The following is a 15591-nucleotide window of genomic DNA, read 5'->3' on the forward strand; positions in this document are numbered from 1 at the left end:
GATTCAAAAAGGAGAACAATATGAACATCGGATTCTTCGGCGTCGGCAACATGGGCGGGCCGATGGCCGCCAATCTGGTCAAGGCCGGCCATACGGTGACCGCCTTCGACCTGGTGCCCGAGCTGCTCAAGACCGTGGAAGCGGACGGCGTCGCCGTGGCCGCCGACCCGGCGGCGGCGGTGGCCGGCGCCGAGGTGGTGATCAGCATGCTGCCCTCCGCCGGCGCGGTCACCGGCCTGTATCTGGGTGACGACGGCGTGCTGGACGCCATCCACCCGGACACCCTGATCATCGACTGCTCCACCATCGACGCCGACACCGCCCGCCGGGTGGCCAGCGCCGCCGCCGACAGCGGCCGCACCATGATCGACGCGCCGGTGTCCGGCGGTGTCGGCGGCGCCAAAGCGGGCACGCTGACGTTTATCTGCGGCGGCCCGGAAGCGGCGGTGGAACGCGCCCGCCCGGTGCTCGACTGCATGGGCAAGAACGTGTTCCGCGCCGGCGACAACGGCGCCGGCCAGGTGGCGAAAATCTGCAACAACATGTTGCTCGCCGTGCACATGATCGGCACCGCCGAAGCGCTGCAGCTGGGCGCCGACCACGGCCTGGACCCGGCGGTGCTCTCCGACATCATGAAAGCCAGCTCCGGACGCAACTGGTCCCTGGAGGTGTACAACCCCTGGCCCGGCGTGATGGAGGGCGTGCCGTCCAGCAACGACTACAACGGCGGTTTCGCGGTGAAACTGATGAACAAGGATCTGGGCCTGGCGCTGGAAGCGGCGCTGGCCAGCCAGTCCAGCACGCCCATGGGCTCACTGGCGAAAAGCCTGTACGCCGCCCTCGGCAACCAGGGCCTGGGCGGCAAGGACTTTTCCAGCATCCAGACGTTCTTCAAACACCGCGAACTCTGACACCGGACCGGGTTACGGCGTCCACGTCTCCCCGGGCCCGTGGGCCAGGAACGAGGGACGGCGCCGCCGGGCCGCGTAGGGCCGGTCGCAAACGTTGTCGCGGCGGTTGTAGACGAAGAACACATTGCTGCGCGGGTCCGGCGACATATTGGCGTTGGAGCCGTGCAGGGTGTTGCAGTCGAACAGAATCAGGCCGCCGGCCTTGCCGGTGGGCGCCTCGATACCGCCCCGCTCGATCAGCGCCTGCAGCACGTCGTTGCCGGGCACGCCGAATTCCTGGGTCTTCAGGGACTGCTTGTGGTGGTCGTCCGGGGTGGCGCCCAGGCACGGCACGAACACCTTGTGCGAGCCGGGAATCAGCATCAGGGGCCCGTTGAAGTGGTGGTTGTCGGTCAGCACGATGGAGGCGCTCACCGCGTGCATGGACGGCATGCCGTCCTCGGCGTGCCAGGTCTCGAAGTCCGAATGCCAGTTGAATCCCTTGCCGTGGAAGCCCGGCTTGTAGTTGATCCGTGACTGGTGCACATAGACATCGCCGCCCAGTATCTGCCGGGCGCGGCCGGTCAGGCGCGGGTCACGGGCCAGTTGGCGGAAACGTTCGGACAGAAAGTGCACCGCGAACAGGGAGCGGATTTCCTCACTGCCGGGCTCGGTGACACTGAAATCCCGGCCCCGGAATTCATCCCGGGCGAGCAGTTCGTGCAAATGGCCGGTGAGCTCCTGCACTTCCCGCTGATCCAGGAAGTCCGGCTCGAACAGAAAGCCGCGCTGCTCGAACTCGTCCAGTTGTTGCTGGGAAAGGGGGCCGTCGGCGGCCTGGCCCTTAACCACTTTTTCGCGGCGGTTCAGCCAGGGCATGTCCGGCTTTTTCGCCAGACGGGTGGGGTAAGGGTCCTGAATCGCCGGAGCCGGTCCGGTAATGGGTCGGGTGGGCGTCTGCACTGACATCAAATCACCTCCTGAGATTTGGGATCAGGTCCAGATTGGCGTTATCAGGCCGGGCCGCCGCCAGGAGGGAGCCCGGCAGCGTGACTATAAGGTCTATAAATCCGGTTTCAAGGTGGCCGTCCCGTCAGTTCTGAATACGTCGCCAGGGGCGCGCCTGCTCCAGCTCGAAGGCCAGCTCCAGCAGCGTTTTTTCGTCGCCCTGCAGCGCGGAGAACTGCACGCCGATGGGCAGGCCCTCGCGGCTTTCGCCCAGCGGCAACGACAGGGCCGGGCTGCCGGAAGCATTGTTGGCGGGGGTGAAGCTGACGTACTTGATCAGCCGGTCGATCAGCACCTCGAAGTCCACATTGGGGCTCAGGTAGCCGAGCGGCGGCGTGGTGTGGGCGAGCACCGGCGACAGCACCACGTCGTAATGCTGGAACGAGCGGGCGTAGGCCTGCCAGGTGCGCTTGAGCTGGTAGAGCACCGCCGGTGTCTTCCACAGCTTGCGCCGGTAATAGCGGCTCAGGCCCCGGGTCAGGCCGTCCAGCTGCCGGGGGTCGAAGCCGGGCCCGAACAGGGCGCGGCCGAAGGTGCTCACCATGAACGCCATAAAGCCGTAGTAGAGCACGAAGTCGTCGATAAAGCGGCGCTCCAGCGGCACCGGCGCCTCTTCCACCCGGTGGCCGAGCCCGGCCAGCAAATGGCCGGCGTCCTCCACCACGGCCCGGGTCTGCGGACAGGTGGGGCTGCCGGTGATCGAGTCCACCACCAGGCCCACGCGCAGGCGCCGCCGGCCCGGCCCTTCCACCCGGCCGATCGGCGGCAGCTTGGGGTTGCGGTAATACTGCTCGGCGGCGGCGAAGAAATTGGCGGTGTCGCGCACGCTGCGGGTGAGCACGCCCTCGGCGATGATGTCGATCGGCAACGACCGGGACGCTTCCGATTTCACCAGCCGGCCGCGGGTGGGTTTAAGGCCCACCAAGCCGCAGCAGGCGGCGGGAATGCGGATCGAGCCGCCGCCGTCGTTGCCGTGGGCGATGGGCACCGCGCCGGCCGCCACCAGGGCGGCACTGCCGCCGGAGGAGGCGCCGCTGGAATAGCCCGGCGCCCAGGGGTTGCGGGTGGCCGGCGCGCCGGCGTACTCGGTGGTGGCGCTGAAGCCGAAATCCGGCAGCCGGGTTTTGCCCAGCAGCACGAAGCCCTGGTCCAGATACTGACGGGCGAAATGGCTGTCCTTGGCGGCGTTGCGCGGTCGCACGGCGCGGGCACCGTGGCCGGTGGGCAGGCCCGCCACGTCGATGTTGTCCTTGATCAGGCTGGGCACGCCGGCGAATTCCCCGCCGTCCCGCAGGCGCTGGTCCGCGCTTCGGCGGGCCGTTTCAAAGGTGTCCAGCGCCAGGCCGTTGAGCGCCGGGTTCACCGCCTGGATGCGCTCGATGGCGGCGTCGGTGAGCTGCGCCGCACTGCGCTCGCCACGGCGCAACAGGTCGGCAAGGGCGGTGGCGTCGTGGTCACCGAGGGCGTCATCACGGAAGGCATGAAGGCGCGCTTCGGGGGCGGGTCCGGCGTATTGATTCATCGGTGTGTCCTGCTGTGAAGGCGGTCGATGGCGAAAGATCGTACCATGGTGCCACATTCACAGCGGGCCAATCGCAAGACGATGAGGGCCTAGCCCCTGGCCCGGTCCACCCGCTTGCCCTGGGCGAGCATCACCCGCGCCAGGTGCACCAGGTCGGCGATGCTGGTGACCACCGCGTCCGGGCGGTGCGGGTGGCTGACGGTGTTGGGGAAAATCTTGTCCAGCCAGGAGTCCGGCCAGCCGGCGCCGTTATAGAAGATCGCGGTGATGCCGGCTTCCTTGGCGGCGATCACGTCGGTGGTGCTGTCGCCCACGTACCAGCAGTTCTCCGCCGGCGTCAGGCCGAGGTTGTCCAGCGCCTTGAGCAACATGTCCGGCGCCGGTTTGCGGTGTTCCACATCGTCGCCGCAGACGATGGTGTCGAACAGATCCTCCCAGCCGGTGCCGTCGACGATGCGCAGCTCGTGCTCGAGGAACTCCCGCTTGCGGTTGGAGATCAACGCCACCGGCACGCCGGACTGGCGCAACCGCTCCAGTTGAACGCGGATGTCACTCTCCAGCGGGTGAACTTCGTCCACGTATTTTTTATAGCAATCGTCGAAGGCCTGATGGATGCGGCGCTTGGCGTCGCCGTCGGCGCCGAACAGCACTTCGAAGATATCGGTGCGCGAGATTTTCCGCTGGGCGGTGATCTTGGGGTGCAGCTTGTTGTTCTCGCGCACGTACTTGACCAGCTTGGCGTCCTCGATGGTCTTCGATTCTTCCGGTTTGAGCAGCCGGTCCCAAAGACCCAGCTCCTTAAGCCTGGGCAAAACATCGTCGACCGCGTGGTACATGGCGTCGTGGGTGTCCACCAGGGTCGCGTGCCAGTCGATCAACACGGCCGCCGGCTTATCGTGGGGCAGCTGCAGAATACTCATGCGGCAACTTTATCACAGCGCCTGTTACAGGCCGGGGACTTGAAGATTTTTTACGCTTGGCCGCTGATTTCGTCCGCGCCGGGGGGCTATGCTGGCGGACAGGCGAGCAACCAGCACGGAGACCGCCATGAGCAAGGACCCGCTCAATGAGTACCGCCGCAAGCGCAACCTGGGCGCCAGCCGCGAGCCCGCCGGCGGCAACGGCGACGCGCCCCGGTTCGTGATCCAGAAGCACGACGCCAGCCGGCTGCATTATGACTTCCGGCTGGCGTTCGACGGCGCTTTGAAGTCCTGGGCGGTGCCCAAGGGCCCGTCCACCGACCCGCGCGAAAAGCGGCTGGCGGTGCAGGTGGAAGACCATCCGCTGGACTACGCGGACTTCGAAGGCGTGATCCCCGAAGGCCACTACGGCGCCGGCACCGTGATGGTCTGGGACCGGGGCGGCTACCGCAATCTGCTCGCCGACAAGGACCCGCCCAAGGACATGGCCAGCGCCTACCGCGACGGCCTGCTGGAAGTGTGGCTGGACGGCGACAAACTGAAAGGCGGCTACGCGCTGAAGCGTTTCCGCGACGGCGACAAACCCCAATGGCTGCTGATCAAGATGGACGATGAGCACGCCGACGCGCGCCGCAACCCCACCTCCACGCAGAACCGTTCGGTGAAAAGCGGCCGCACCCTGGCGCGCATCGCCCGCGACGGCAAGGCGGAGCACGACCATGAGTGACCGCACCCTGACCGTGGACGGCGAGACCATCACCCTGTCCCATCCGGACAAGGTGCTGTTCCCGGAACACGGCCTGAGCAAATCGGATCTGGCGGACTACTACCAGCGGGTGGCGCCGATGATGCTGCCGCACCTGCGCGGCCGCCCGCTGACGCTGCACCGCTTTCCGGACGGCATCGGCGCGCACGGCTTCTATCAGCAGAACCGCAGCGATCATTTCCCGGACTGGCTGCCCGCCGCGTCCATCGATCACCCCGGCGGCACCGGCACGGTGACGCATATTCTCTGCGAGCGCGCCGCCGATCTGGTCTATCTGGCCAGCCAGGCGACGCTGACACTGCACGCCTGGCTCAGCCGGGTGGACCGGCCGCACCGACCCGACCAACTGGTGTTCGACCTGGATCCGCCCGGCGATGATTTCGAGCCGGTGCGCCGGGCCGCCTGGCAGGTGGGCGACGCACTGCGCGACGCCGGCCTGACGCCGTTCGTGAAAACCACCGGCTCGCGCGGGCTGCACGTGGTGGCGCCGTTGAAACCGGGCGCCGACTTCGACCGGGTGCGGCGCGCCTGCCGGCGCCTGGCGGATCACCTGGTGGCCCGCCACCCGGACGCGCTCACCGCTGAGCAGCGCAAGAACAAACGCCACGGCCGGCTCTACCTGGACATCATGCGCAACGCCTTCGGCCAGACCGCGGTGGCGCCCTACGCGGTGCGCGCCAAACCGGGCGCGCCGGTGGCCACGCCGCTGGACTGGAACGAGGTGAACGACGCGGATATCGGGCCGCGCCGCTACCGCGTCGACAACCTGTTCCGGCGCCTCGGCCAGAAAGACGACCCCTGGGCGGACATGGCGCACCATGCGGCGGACATCGGCACGCTGGAAACGGCGCTGCGGGCCTGGGAGCGGGACTGAGGCCCGGCCGGTTTATTGAGCGGCGGCCATTTCGTCCCGGTAGGTGTCCGCCAGACGCGCCTTGGCGTCGTCGCTCAGGGCACGCCCGGCGAGCTGGAACACCTCCTGTTCTTCTTCGTCCAGGTGGTGGGTGACCAGATCGTGCAGCTTCCTGGCGGCGGCCAGCCAGCCCGGCGAACTGAAATCCGTATCTTCCAGTTCTTCCACCAGTTCATCGATCTCGTGATGCTCGGCGACACTGTGGCGGGCTTTTTCCTGGGTCATGTCCAATTCCATCATCGGAATGTAGAGCGCCCGTTCCTCGGCGGCGGCGTGGCTGGTCAGCGCCTTCTTCACTTTTTCGAACAATTCCTCGCGGCCGTCACTGTCGCCGTGGGTTTTGATCAAAAGGCCCAGCAGGGTCCGCTGGGTGTCATGGTCTTCTCTGAGTGCTTCGAACAACGTCATGGCTGGCCCTCCCCTGGGCGCTGGCTGTGAGGTTTGAATCCTGGGTCGTGAGTGACGTCCAAGATACCCGAAGCCGCCGCCAACGGCGTTTTTGTTTACCGGAATTTACAGCCGGTGGAATCAGTCGGGCTTAAGCAGACGCGGGCCGGGGCCGTCCTCGGACAACTCATCCAGCGGGTTGCGAAGCCGGCAAGCGTTGATCGACAAACACCCGCAGCCGATGCAGCCGTCGAGCTGGTCACGGAGCTGCGTCAGGCTTTGAATGCGCTCGTTCAGATCATGGCGCCAATGCGCCGACAGCCGCTTCCAGTCGTGGGCGTTGGGGGTGCGGCCGTCCGGCAGCTCCGCCAGCGCCCGGCCGATCTCCGCCAGTGGAATACCGATCCGCTGCGCCACCTTGATCACCGCCACGCGGCGCAGCACGTCACGGCTGTAGCGGCGCTGGTTGCCGCTGCTCCGATGACTGTGGATCAGCCCCTTTTTCTCGTAGAAGTGTAATGCCGACACCGCCACGCCACTGCGCCGGGCCACTTCCCCCGGCGTCAGCGCCTTGCCGATATCGGCGGCCGCTATCTTGCTCATCGTGACAACCTTTCCCAATGGCTATTGATCTCAACCTTACTTCAGGTCTCAAAGTGCCGTCCAACGATCAGCACACAAGTGAGGAGACCAACCATGTCAAAACCCATCAAGGTCGCGGTGATCTACGGCAGTGTCCGCAACGGAAGACTCTGTGACGCGGTTGCCGGCTGGGTGGCCGACCGGGTCGAGGCGCGCGCCGACTATACGCTGGATATCATCGACCCTCTTGCCGAGGGTCTCACCGATTTACGCGGTACCGACGGCGCGACGGAGAAGGCCATCGCCGCCCGCCTCAGCCGGGCCGACGCCTTCATCGTGGTGACGCCCGAGTACAATCACAGCTTCCCGGCGGCGCTGAAGCACTTCATCGACGGCTTCAATGAACCCTGGCACGCCAAACCGGTGGCGTTCGTCTCCTACGGCGGTCTTTCCGGGGGCAGCCGCGCCGTGGAACAACTGCGCCAGATATTCGCCGAACTGCACGCCACCACCATCCGTCAGGTGGTCAGCTTCCCCAACGTGTGGGCGCACTTCGACCCGCAGCACCGCTGGCGGGATATGGAACGGGAGGACCGCAACCTGAACGTATTGCTGACGCAATTGCGCTGGTGGGCGTCCGCGCTGCGCGACGCCCGGGCGGGCGCCGACTACCGGACGGTGTCATGAACCCGTGCACGACCGGGGCCTGTCGTCTCAGGCATACTACGGTGTCGTTTTTCGCGGCGCCCGAACGACACACCGGGAGCGCAACAAAAACATTCAAGGAGTGGTCGTGAGTCCTATCATTTCCGTGCAACAACTCAACAAGACCTATGACTCCGGCTTCCAGGCTCTCAAGGACGTGAATCTGGAAATACGCCGGGGCGAGATTTTTGCCTTGCTGGGCCCCAACGGCGCCGGCAAGACGACCCTGATCAGCGTCATCTGCGGCATCGTCAATCCCACCGCCGGCACCGTGCTGGCCGACGGCCATGACATCGTGCGGGATTTCCGCGCCGCCCGGTCCACCATCGGCCTGGTGCCCCAGGAGCTGTCCACCGACGCCTTCGAGACGGTCTGGGCCACGGTCACGTTCAGCCGCGGGCTGTTCGGCAAGCCCAAGAACCCGGCCTATGTGGAGAAAGTGCTGCGTGACCTGTCCCTGTGGGACAAGCGCAAGGAAAAGATCATCGCCCTGTCCGGCGGCATGAAACGGCGCGTGATGATCGCCAAGGCCCTCGCCCATGAACCGCGCATTCTGTTTCTCGACGAGCCCACCGCCGGTGTCGACGTGGAGCTGCGCCGGGATATGTGGGAAATGGTGCGCGGCCTGCGCGAAAACGGTGTCACCATTATTCTCACCACCCACTACATCGAGGAAGCGGAGGAGATGGCCGACCGGGTCGGCGTGATCAACCGGGGTGAGATTGTGCTGGTGGAAAACAAGCACACCCTGATGGAGAAGCTGGGCCGCAAGGAACTGCGCCTGCAGCTTTCCGAGCCGCTGTCGGCGGTGCCGGAAAGCCTGGCGCCGATGTCCTTGACGTTGTCCGCCGACGGCCACGAGCTGGTGTACAGCTTCGACGCCCGCCACGAGCACGGCGACATCGCCGGCCTGCTGCGCCGCCTGGGCGAGCTGGGCATTGAGTTCCGCGATCTGCGCACGCGGGAAAGCTCGCTGGAAGAAATCTTCGTCGACCTGGTCCACAACGGCACACCGGGCGGCACGGACACCCCGCAACCCGCGGCCGGAGACAGCCAATGAACCTGCATGCGATTCGCGCGATCTATCTTTTCGAAATGGCCCGCACCTGGCGCACCCTGATGCAGAGCATCGCTTCGCCGGTGATTTCCACCTCGCTGTATTTCGTGGTGTTCGGTTCGGCGATCGGCTCACGCATGGTGGAGATCGACGGCATCAGCTACGGCGCCTTCATCATCCCCGGGCTGATCATGCTGATGCTGCTCAACGAGAGCATCTCCAACGCCTCGTTCGGTATTTACATGCCCAAGTTCAGCGGCACCATTTACGAGGTGCTGTCGGCGCCGGTGTCCTATGTGGAGGTGGTGCTGGGCTATGTGGGCGCCGCCGCCAGCAAGTCGATCATTCTCGGCCTGCTGATTCTCGCCACCTCGCGGCTGTTCGTGGATTTCGGCATCGAGCATCCGTTCGCCATGTTGTTCTTCCTGGTGCTCACGGCGGTGACGTTCAGCCTGTTCGGCTTCATCATCGGCATCTGGGCGGACGGTTTCGAGAAGCTGCAGATCATCCCGATGATGATCGTGACGCCGCTGACGTTCCTGGGCGGCACCTTCTACTCGGTGAACATGCTGCCGCCGTTCTGGCAAACGGTGACGCTGTTCAACCCGGTGGTGTACCTGATCAGCGGCTTCCGCTGGAGCTTCTACGGCGTGGCCGATGTGAACGTGGCGGTGAGCCTGGGCATGACGGTGATGTTCATGCTGCTGTGCCTGGCCACCATCTGGTGGATTTTCAAAACCGGGTACCGGCTGAAAAGTTAATCCCGGTGTTCTTTATCCTGGGCCTGGCGGCTGGCTTCGGCAAGCTTCTCCATCTCCTCGCGGGACATGTAGTCCAGGTCCCAGTGGCTGGTGTGGCTTTCCTTCAGCCGGCGGCGGCCGCGGTGCAGATCCTCCGGGTCGTCGTCCGGGTGGGCGGCGCCGTGCTCGCCCATATGCGCGTGGGGGCCCGGTTCCGGATAGTGCATGCGCACCTCGGCGTCTTCCCGGGCGGGTTCAGGCGCCCCGCCGAACAACCGGCGAAGCTTTTCAAACAATGCGTTCATGGTATCTCCTGGCCGGCGTTTTAACGTCCACGTCCGACGCTTATCATGGTGCACCTTACTACCGGGAAACGGAAACCGTTGTGAACCTGAATCTCACCGATCTTCTTCTGCTCGCGGCGCTGGCCATCGGCGCGGCGCTGTTCTGGCGCTCCCAGCGCATTCGCGAAACGGCGCTGCGCGCCACACGGCGGCATTGCGAGCGCGAAGAGGTTCTGCTGCTCGACCAGACCGTGGGCCTCAAGCGCTTCCGCCTGGCCCGTGACGAGCGCGGCCGCTGGGGCCTGTGGCGCATCTACGCCTTTGAGTTCACGGTCACCGGCGGCGAACGCTACCAAGGCGAAACCCGGCTGCGCGGGGAGCGCGTGCACAGCGTGGTGCTGCCGCCGCACCGTTTCTAGTTCCCAGCCTCGGGGCCTTTTACACCTTTTTCCCTTCCCTCCCTTTTCACGCTTCCTTGATCGGCGTACCCCTTGAAGGGCATTTCCGTCAGGAGGCAAGGATGTCCTACGCTGACCGAGTCGAACGCATACAGCCGTCGCTGACGCTGAAGATCAACGCCGAAGCGGCGGCCATCCAGGCCGATCACCGCGGCGGCGACGCGGTGGCCCGCCTGGGCGCCGGCGAACCGGATTTCGCGACCCCGGACGGCGTCAAACGCGCCGCCCACCAGGCCATCGACCAGGGGTTCACCCACTACACCGCGGTGGACGGCTACGATGGCCTCAAGCACGCGGTGCGCGAAAAATTCCGCCGTGATAACGACCTGCATTTTCAAGACGATCAGATCCTGGTGACCTGCGGCGCCAAGCAGGCGCTTTACGATCTCTGCCAGACGCTGCTGCGCCCCGGCGACGAGGCGGTGGTGCCGCGCCCCTACTGGGTCACCTACCCCGCCCAGGTGACGCTGGCCGAGGCGCAGACCGTCTATCTGGATCTCGACGCCGAGGACGGTTACCTGCCGCGCGCCGAGCGCCTGGACGCGGCGCTCACCGACGCCACCCGGCTGGTGTTCCTGAACAGCCCCAACAACCCCACCGGGCGCCTCTACGACCGCGACACCCTGAACGCTCTGGCCGCGGTGCTGCGCCGCTACCCGCGGGCATTCGTGGTCAGCGACGACATCTACGAGCACCTGAACTGGACCGGCGAACCGTTTCGCAACCTGCTCAACGTGGCGCCGGATCTGGCGGACCGCTGCTTCATCGTCAACGGCGTGTCCAAGGCCTACGCCATGACCGGCTGGCGGGTGGGCTTCGTGGCCGGCCCCGCCGAGGCCATCGCGGCGATGAAAAAGGTGCAGGGCCAGAGCACCGCCGGCGCCGCCAGCGTCAGCCAGTACGCCGCCACGGAAGCGCTGCTCGGCGACCAGACGCCAGTGCGGCGCATGGTGGAGGCCTACCGGCGCCGCCACGACCACATCGTGCCGGCGCTGAACGAGATACCCGGCGTGCAGTGCCCGCGCTCGGACGGCACCTTCTACGCCTTCCCGGATGTGCGCGAGGCGATCGCGCGCCTGGACGGCATCGACAACGACCGCCAGCTGGCCGAGGCGCTGCTGCACAGGGCCGGCGTGGCGGTGGTGCCGGGCAGCGGCTTCGGCGCCCCCGGACGGCTGCGGGTGTCGTTCGCCGCCGACATGCACACCATCGAAACCGGCTTGCGCAGGCTGCGTGAGTTTTTGCGATAGCCATGGAGGCAGTATGAGCAAGGCAACGGTAGGCGACTTCATTGTCGATCGCTTGCAGCAATGGGGCATCGACCGCGTGTTCGGTTATTCCGGCGACGGCATTAACGGCGTGATGGGCGCTCTGCGCCGCCATGACCGTGTCACCATGATTCAGCCCCGCCACGAAGAGATGGCCGCGTTCATGGCCTGCGGGCACGCCAAGTACACCGGTCGTCCGGGCGCCGTTATCACCACCTCCGGCCCCGGCGCGATTCATGCGCTCAATGGTCTGTACGACGCCGCCAAGGACCACATGCCCGTGGTCGCGGTGGTCGGTCAGCAGGCGCGCATCAGCCTGGGCTCGGATTTCCAGCAGGAAGTCGACCTGGGCAACCTGTTCAAGGACGCCGCCGGCTACGTTCAAACCCTGATGGCACCGGCCCAGGCGCGGCACGTGATTGATCGCGCCGTGCGCATCGCCGAGGCGGAGCGCACGGTCAGTGTGGTGGTGGTCCCCAACGACCTCCAGGATTTGCCCATGACGGAGCCGCCCGGCAGCCACGGCGCCACCTTTTCCGGCGTCGGTTACCGGCCCTCGGTGCGGCATCCGAATCCCACCGATCTGGACGCCGCCGCCGACATTCTGAATGCCGGTGAGCGGGTCGCGATCCTGGCGGGCGCCGGCGTTAAAGACGCCGTGGAACCGCTGCTGAAACTGTCGGAGAAACTGGGCGCCGGTATCGCCAAAGCACTCCTCGCCAAGACCATGATCTCCGACTACGAGCCCGGGGTCACCGGCACGCTGGGGTTGCTCGGTACCGAGCCCAGTGACCGGATGATGCGCCAGTGCGACACCCTGCTGCTGGTGGGCACCAGCTTCCCCTACGCGGAGTTCTTACCCGAGGAGGGTCAGGCGCGCGCCGTGCAGATCGATATCGACGCCGCCAACCTGGGCTTGCGCTACCCCACCGAGGTGAACCTGCACGGCGACGCCGCCGCCACCCTGGAAGCCCTGCTGGAGCGTATCACGCCGAAACAGGACACCCGCTGGCGCACGGATCTTGAAGAGCAGATCACCGACTGGTGGGAGACCCTGGAGGCCCGCGCCTACACCAGCGCCGAGCCGCTTAATCCGCAGCGCATTTTCTGGGAGCTGTCGTCACGGCTGCCCGACGACACCCGGCTGGCCGCCGACGTGGGCACCGCCACCGACTGGTACGCGCGCTTTCTGAAGGTCAACGGCAAGGTGCAAGGCACCACCTCCGGCGGGCTCGCCTCCATGGGCAACGGCGTGCCCTATGCCCTGGCGGCGAAGTTCGCCGAGCCGGACAAACCGGTGGTGGCCATGGTCGGCGACGGCGCCATGCAGATGATCGGCAATAACGGGCTGATCACCGCCGCCCACTATTGGCGGGAATGGCCGGACCCGAGACTGGTGATTCTGGTGCTGAACAACCGCGACCTGAACCAGGTGACCTGGGAGCAGCGGGTGATGGAAGGCGATCCCAAGTACGAATCGTCCCAGGCGCTGCCGGATTTCGACTACGACCGCTACGCGGAGATGCTGGGGTTGCGCGGCCTGCGGCTGGACGACCCGGACCAGGTGGTGGCGGTGCTGGAGGACGCCCTCAACGCGGACCGTCCGGTGGTGATCAACGCGGTGGTGGATCCCAACGTGCCACCGCTGCCCACCCATCTGGAGATGGATCAGGTAAAGGGCTACCTGAGCTCGATCCTGAAAGGCGACCCGGAGGCCGGCCCGCAGATCCGCCAGTCGGTCAAGGCGATGGCGGCCAAGTATCTGAAACGCTGAATCATGGCCGGGGCGCGTGGCCCCGGCCAAGGCGCCCTCAGATGTGCTTGAGCACGGTCTGGGCGCTGCTGTCTTCCACGCCCTTTTCATCCACACCCAGGTATTCCACCACGCCGTCATTGGCGACCAGCGCGAAGCGTTTGCTGCGGATGCCCATGCCGCCGCCGGTGGCGTCCAGTTCCAGCCCCAGGGCTTTGACGAATTCCGCGTTGCCGTCCGCCAGCATGGTGATGCGCTCGGCGTTCTGATCCTTCTGCCAGGCGTCCATCACGAAGGCGTCGTTGGTGGCCAGGCAGGCGATCACGTCCACCTTGGAGAGCAGCTCGTCCGCTTCCACCACGAAACCGGGCATGTGGGTGTTGGAACACCCCGGAGTGAACGCACCGGGCACCGCGAACAACACCACTTTACGGCCTTTGAAAAACTCGCCGGTGGAGAGGTCCTCGGGGCCCTTGGCGCCGTTGGTCTTGATGGTGACGTCGGGAATCTTGTCGCCTACGGAAATAGTCATGGGTCGATCCTTTTAACCTGGAAATTGTGAAGGACTTGGAATGTAACAGGTTCCCGCGCCCGGCGCCGAATACTGCCACGCAGTGAACGTAAAAGTCTGTTTTGGACACCGCCCCCGGGTTGCCCCGCGCGCCGGCAGGCCCCAGGTTGTGGGGCATCGCAACGCAACCGCAAGGACGGAACCAATGAGCCAGACCATCGTAATCACCGGTGCCAACCGTGGCATCGGCTATGACATGGCGCGCCTGTGGAAAGCGCGCGGCAATCACGTTATCGCGGTGTGCCGCTCGTCCGCCGTGAAGAAGGGCGGCGAAGACCTGCACGATCTGGGCGTGCGCGTTATCGAGGGCATCGACGTGAGCCGCGCCGAGGACGTGCAAACGCTCAAACAGGAACTGGGCGACACCCCCGTGGACGTGCTCTACAACAACGCCGGCATGATGGAGAGCGAAACCCTGGAGGACATGAACTTCGAGCAGATCCAGAAGCAGTTCGAAGTGAACACCCTGGGCCCGTTGCGCGTCACCCATGCCCTGCTGGACAACCTCGGTGACGGCGCCAAGGTGGGCCTGATGACCTCGCGCATGGGCTCCATCGCCGATAACGATTCCGGCAAGAAGTACGGCTACCGCATCAGCAAGGCCGGCCTCAACGCCGCCGGCAAATCCCTCGCCGTGGACCTGAAGGACAAGGGCATCGCCGTGGCCATTCTGCACCCGGGCTATGTGCAGACCGACATGACCGGCCACACCGGGCACATCACCGCCGAGAAGGCCGCCCACCGCCTGGTGCAGCGCATGGACGAACTCAACCTGGACAACACAGGCACCTTCTGGCACTCCGACGGCAGCGAGCTGCCCTGGTAAGCCGCTCCGGGCCGGTGCCCGAAAACACCGGCCGCGCTGATCATTCCGGTCATGTCATCGGCACGGCGGCTTGATATGCTGCATAGAACTCACCGGTTCTACATTGCCAGCCGCACGCTGCAAGGAGCGCCCCATGACCGCCATGATCCGCGAGCCCCTCACCGATCCGGCCCGCCTTAACCGGGTCGGCGACCCGGACCGCCCCGGCATGCGGCGCGGCCGGCGCCTGTTCAAATGGCTGCTCGGCTCCGACCCGCACCCGACGCCGGGGCAGATGGCGTCGATCCGCCAGGCAATGCTGGCCGGGGACCCGCTCGCCGACGCGGTGGTCGCCATGTACCACCGCCTGCCCGCGGGCCAGGGCCGCAAACTGCTGGACCAGGCCCTGGAACAGGGCCTGCACACCCTCGACGACCCGCCGGAAGAACTGACCGCCCTGTTTCACCAGGTCGACCACGAACCCATCTGGCTGGACCGGGCGCAGCTCCGGCTGGCCTGCGAGGTCTCCCACCGGGTGGGCCTGGCCGGCGAGTTGGTGCTGCGTAATCTTTCGCTGATGGGTGGCTACCTGGGCGCGGCGGCGGCCAAACCGCTGGTGTTCACCGGCGCGCTCGACCGCATGGCCAACCGGCGGCTGGTGGAAACCGGTAAATTCTGGATCGACGTGACCACGCCGGGCGGCCTGGAACGCGACGCGGAAGGCTTTCACAGCGCGGTGCGGGTGCGGCTGATGCACGCCCAAGTGCGCGCCATGCTGCTCAAGTCGGGCAAATGGGATCCGGCCTGGGGCCAGCCGCTGAATCAGTGGGACTCCATGGCCACGATCCTGGAATTTTCCGTGATCTTTCTCTCCGGCCTGCGGGGGCTGGGCTTCTTGTTCAGCAAACAGGAACGCGAAGCCGTGGTGCATCTGTGGCGTTACGTGGGCTACCTGATGGGCG

18 protein-coding genes are annotated in these 15591 nt (G+C 65.9%); 11 read left to right on the forward strand and 7 right to left on the reverse strand.

The genetic code is table 11. The features are described 5' to 3' along the window. Positions 1 to 20: 20 nt before the first annotated feature. Complete coding sequence (mmsB, locus tag ACEQZD_RS14260; RefSeq protein WP_370186252.1) at positions 21 to 911, forward strand: 3-hydroxyisobutyrate dehydrogenase; 891 nt, start codon at positions 21 to 23, stop codon at positions 909 to 911. A 12-nt stretch (positions 912 to 923) separates the two neighbouring features. On the opposite strand, the gene thpD is transcribed toward mmsB, so the two are convergent. The 3 genes from thpD to ACEQZD_RS14275 all read right to left on the reverse strand — a co-directional run bounded on the left by thpD (position 924) and on the right by ACEQZD_RS14275 (position 4340). Further along, entirely contained in the window at positions 924 to 1859 is a 936-nt protein-coding gene (gene thpD, locus ACEQZD_RS14265; protein WP_142947652.1) for an ectoine hydroxylase, read from the reverse strand. A gap of 124 nt (positions 1860 to 1983) precedes the next feature. Then, entirely contained in the window at positions 1984 to 3420 is a 1437-nt protein-coding gene (locus ACEQZD_RS14270; RefSeq protein WP_194855345.1) for an amidase, read from the reverse strand. 89 nt (positions 3421 to 3509) lie between these two features. Next, positions 3510 to 4340, reverse strand: coding sequence for an HAD family hydrolase (locus tag ACEQZD_RS14275; RefSeq protein WP_142947654.1), 831 nt, complete (start codon positions 4338 to 4340; stop codon positions 3510 to 3512). A 127-nt stretch (positions 4341 to 4467) separates the two neighbouring features. Between ACEQZD_RS14275 and ACEQZD_RS14280 the strand changes: the two genes are divergently transcribed. Together ACEQZD_RS14280 and ligD are read left to right on the forward strand one after the other, a co-directional pair. Next, on the forward strand, positions 4468 to 5067 hold the full coding sequence (locus ACEQZD_RS14280) for a DNA polymerase ligase N-terminal domain-containing protein (RefSeq protein WP_370186254.1): 600 nt from the start codon (positions 4468 to 4470) through the stop codon (positions 5065 to 5067). Then, positions 5060 to 5980, forward strand: a complete 921-nt coding sequence (ligD, locus tag ACEQZD_RS14285) for a non-homologous end-joining DNA ligase (RefSeq protein ID WP_370186256.1) — start codon at positions 5060 to 5062, stop codon at positions 5978 to 5980. Before ACEQZD_RS14280 ends, ligD begins: the two co-directional genes overlap by 8 nt. A gap of 12 nt (positions 5981 to 5992) precedes the next feature. Here ligD and ACEQZD_RS14290 read toward each other — a convergent pair whose 3' ends face one another. Next, positions 5993 to 6427: a hemerythrin domain-containing protein gene (locus tag ACEQZD_RS14290; RefSeq protein WP_142947657.1), complete on the reverse strand. Its 435-nt coding sequence runs from the start codon at positions 6425 to 6427 to the stop codon at positions 5993 to 5995. 120 nt (positions 6428 to 6547) lie between these two features. Then, positions 6548 to 7009, reverse strand: a complete 462-nt coding sequence (gene soxR / locus ACEQZD_RS14295) for a redox-sensitive transcriptional activator SoxR (RefSeq protein WP_370186258.1) — start codon at positions 7007 to 7009, stop codon at positions 6548 to 6550. A gap of 93 nt (positions 7010 to 7102) precedes the next feature. Here soxR and ACEQZD_RS14300 point away from each other — a divergent pair, with 93 nt between their 5' ends. The 3 genes from ACEQZD_RS14300 (at position 7103) to ACEQZD_RS14310 (ending at position 9511) form a co-directional block, all read left to right on the forward strand. Next, a complete protein-coding gene (locus tag ACEQZD_RS14300) occupies positions 7103 to 7675 on the forward strand; it encodes an NADPH-dependent FMN reductase (RefSeq protein ID WP_370186259.1) in 573 nt (190 codons plus the stop codon). Positions 7676 to 7781: 106 nt separating this feature from the next. Next, the gene (locus ACEQZD_RS14305; RefSeq protein ID WP_194855339.1) at positions 7782 to 8753 is read left to right on the forward strand and encodes an ABC transporter ATP-binding protein; all 972 of its coding nucleotides are present in this window, start codon (positions 7782 to 7784) and stop codon (positions 8751 to 8753) included. Beyond that, entirely contained in the window at positions 8750 to 9511 is a 762-nt protein-coding gene (locus ACEQZD_RS14310; protein WP_194855338.1) for an ABC transporter permease, read from the forward strand. Before ACEQZD_RS14305 ends, ACEQZD_RS14310 begins: the two co-directional genes overlap by 4 nt. Here the strand turns inward: ACEQZD_RS14310 and ACEQZD_RS14315 are convergent. Beyond that, positions 9508 to 9795, reverse strand: a complete 288-nt coding sequence (locus ACEQZD_RS14315; protein WP_370186261.1) for a hypothetical protein — start codon at positions 9793 to 9795, stop codon at positions 9508 to 9510. The genes ACEQZD_RS14310 and ACEQZD_RS14315 overlap by 4 nt on opposite strands. 80 nt (positions 9796 to 9875) lie before the next feature. On the opposite strand from ACEQZD_RS14315, the gene ACEQZD_RS14320 reads away from it, so the two are divergent. From ACEQZD_RS14320 to ACEQZD_RS14330, 3 genes are all read left to right on the forward strand, one after another. Then, on the forward strand, positions 9876 to 10193 hold the full coding sequence (locus ACEQZD_RS14320) for a DUF3301 domain-containing protein (protein ID WP_142947662.1): 318 nt from the start codon (positions 9876 to 9878) through the stop codon (positions 10191 to 10193). A gap of 101 nt (positions 10194 to 10294) precedes the next feature. After that, positions 10295 to 11482 (forward strand): pyridoxal phosphate-dependent aminotransferase, encoded by a 1188-nt coding sequence (locus ACEQZD_RS14325; RefSeq protein WP_370186262.1) that lies wholly within the window; start codon positions 10295 to 10297, stop codon positions 11480 to 11482. A gap of 13 nt (positions 11483 to 11495) precedes the next feature. Next, complete coding sequence (locus ACEQZD_RS14330) at positions 11496 to 13274, forward strand: thiamine pyrophosphate-requiring protein (protein WP_370186264.1); 1779 nt, start codon at positions 11496 to 11498, stop codon at positions 13272 to 13274. Between the two features lie 37 nt (positions 13275 to 13311). On the opposite strand, the gene ACEQZD_RS14335 is transcribed toward ACEQZD_RS14330, so the two are convergent. Beyond that, complete coding sequence (locus ACEQZD_RS14335) at positions 13312 to 13785, reverse strand: peroxiredoxin (RefSeq protein ID WP_142947665.1); 474 nt, start codon at positions 13783 to 13785, stop codon at positions 13312 to 13314. 184 nt (positions 13786 to 13969) lie between these two features. On the opposite strand from ACEQZD_RS14335, the gene ACEQZD_RS14340 reads away from it, so the two are divergent. Together ACEQZD_RS14340 and ACEQZD_RS14345 are read left to right on the forward strand one after the other, a co-directional pair. Beyond that, on the forward strand, positions 13970 to 14650 hold the full coding sequence (locus tag ACEQZD_RS14340) for an SDR family oxidoreductase (RefSeq protein ID WP_194855335.1): 681 nt from the start codon (positions 13970 to 13972) through the stop codon (positions 14648 to 14650). A 133-nt stretch (positions 14651 to 14783) separates the two neighbouring features. Continuing rightward, positions 14784 to 15591: oxygenase MpaB family protein (locus tag ACEQZD_RS14345; protein WP_370186266.1), on the forward strand; the 808-nt coding region annotated here is incomplete at its 3' end.

Source organism: Alloalcanivorax sp. (genome assembly GCF_964221125.1).
GTDB classification, from domain to species: domain Bacteria; phylum Pseudomonadota; class Gammaproteobacteria; order Pseudomonadales; family Alcanivoracaceae; genus Alloalcanivorax; species Alloalcanivorax venustensis.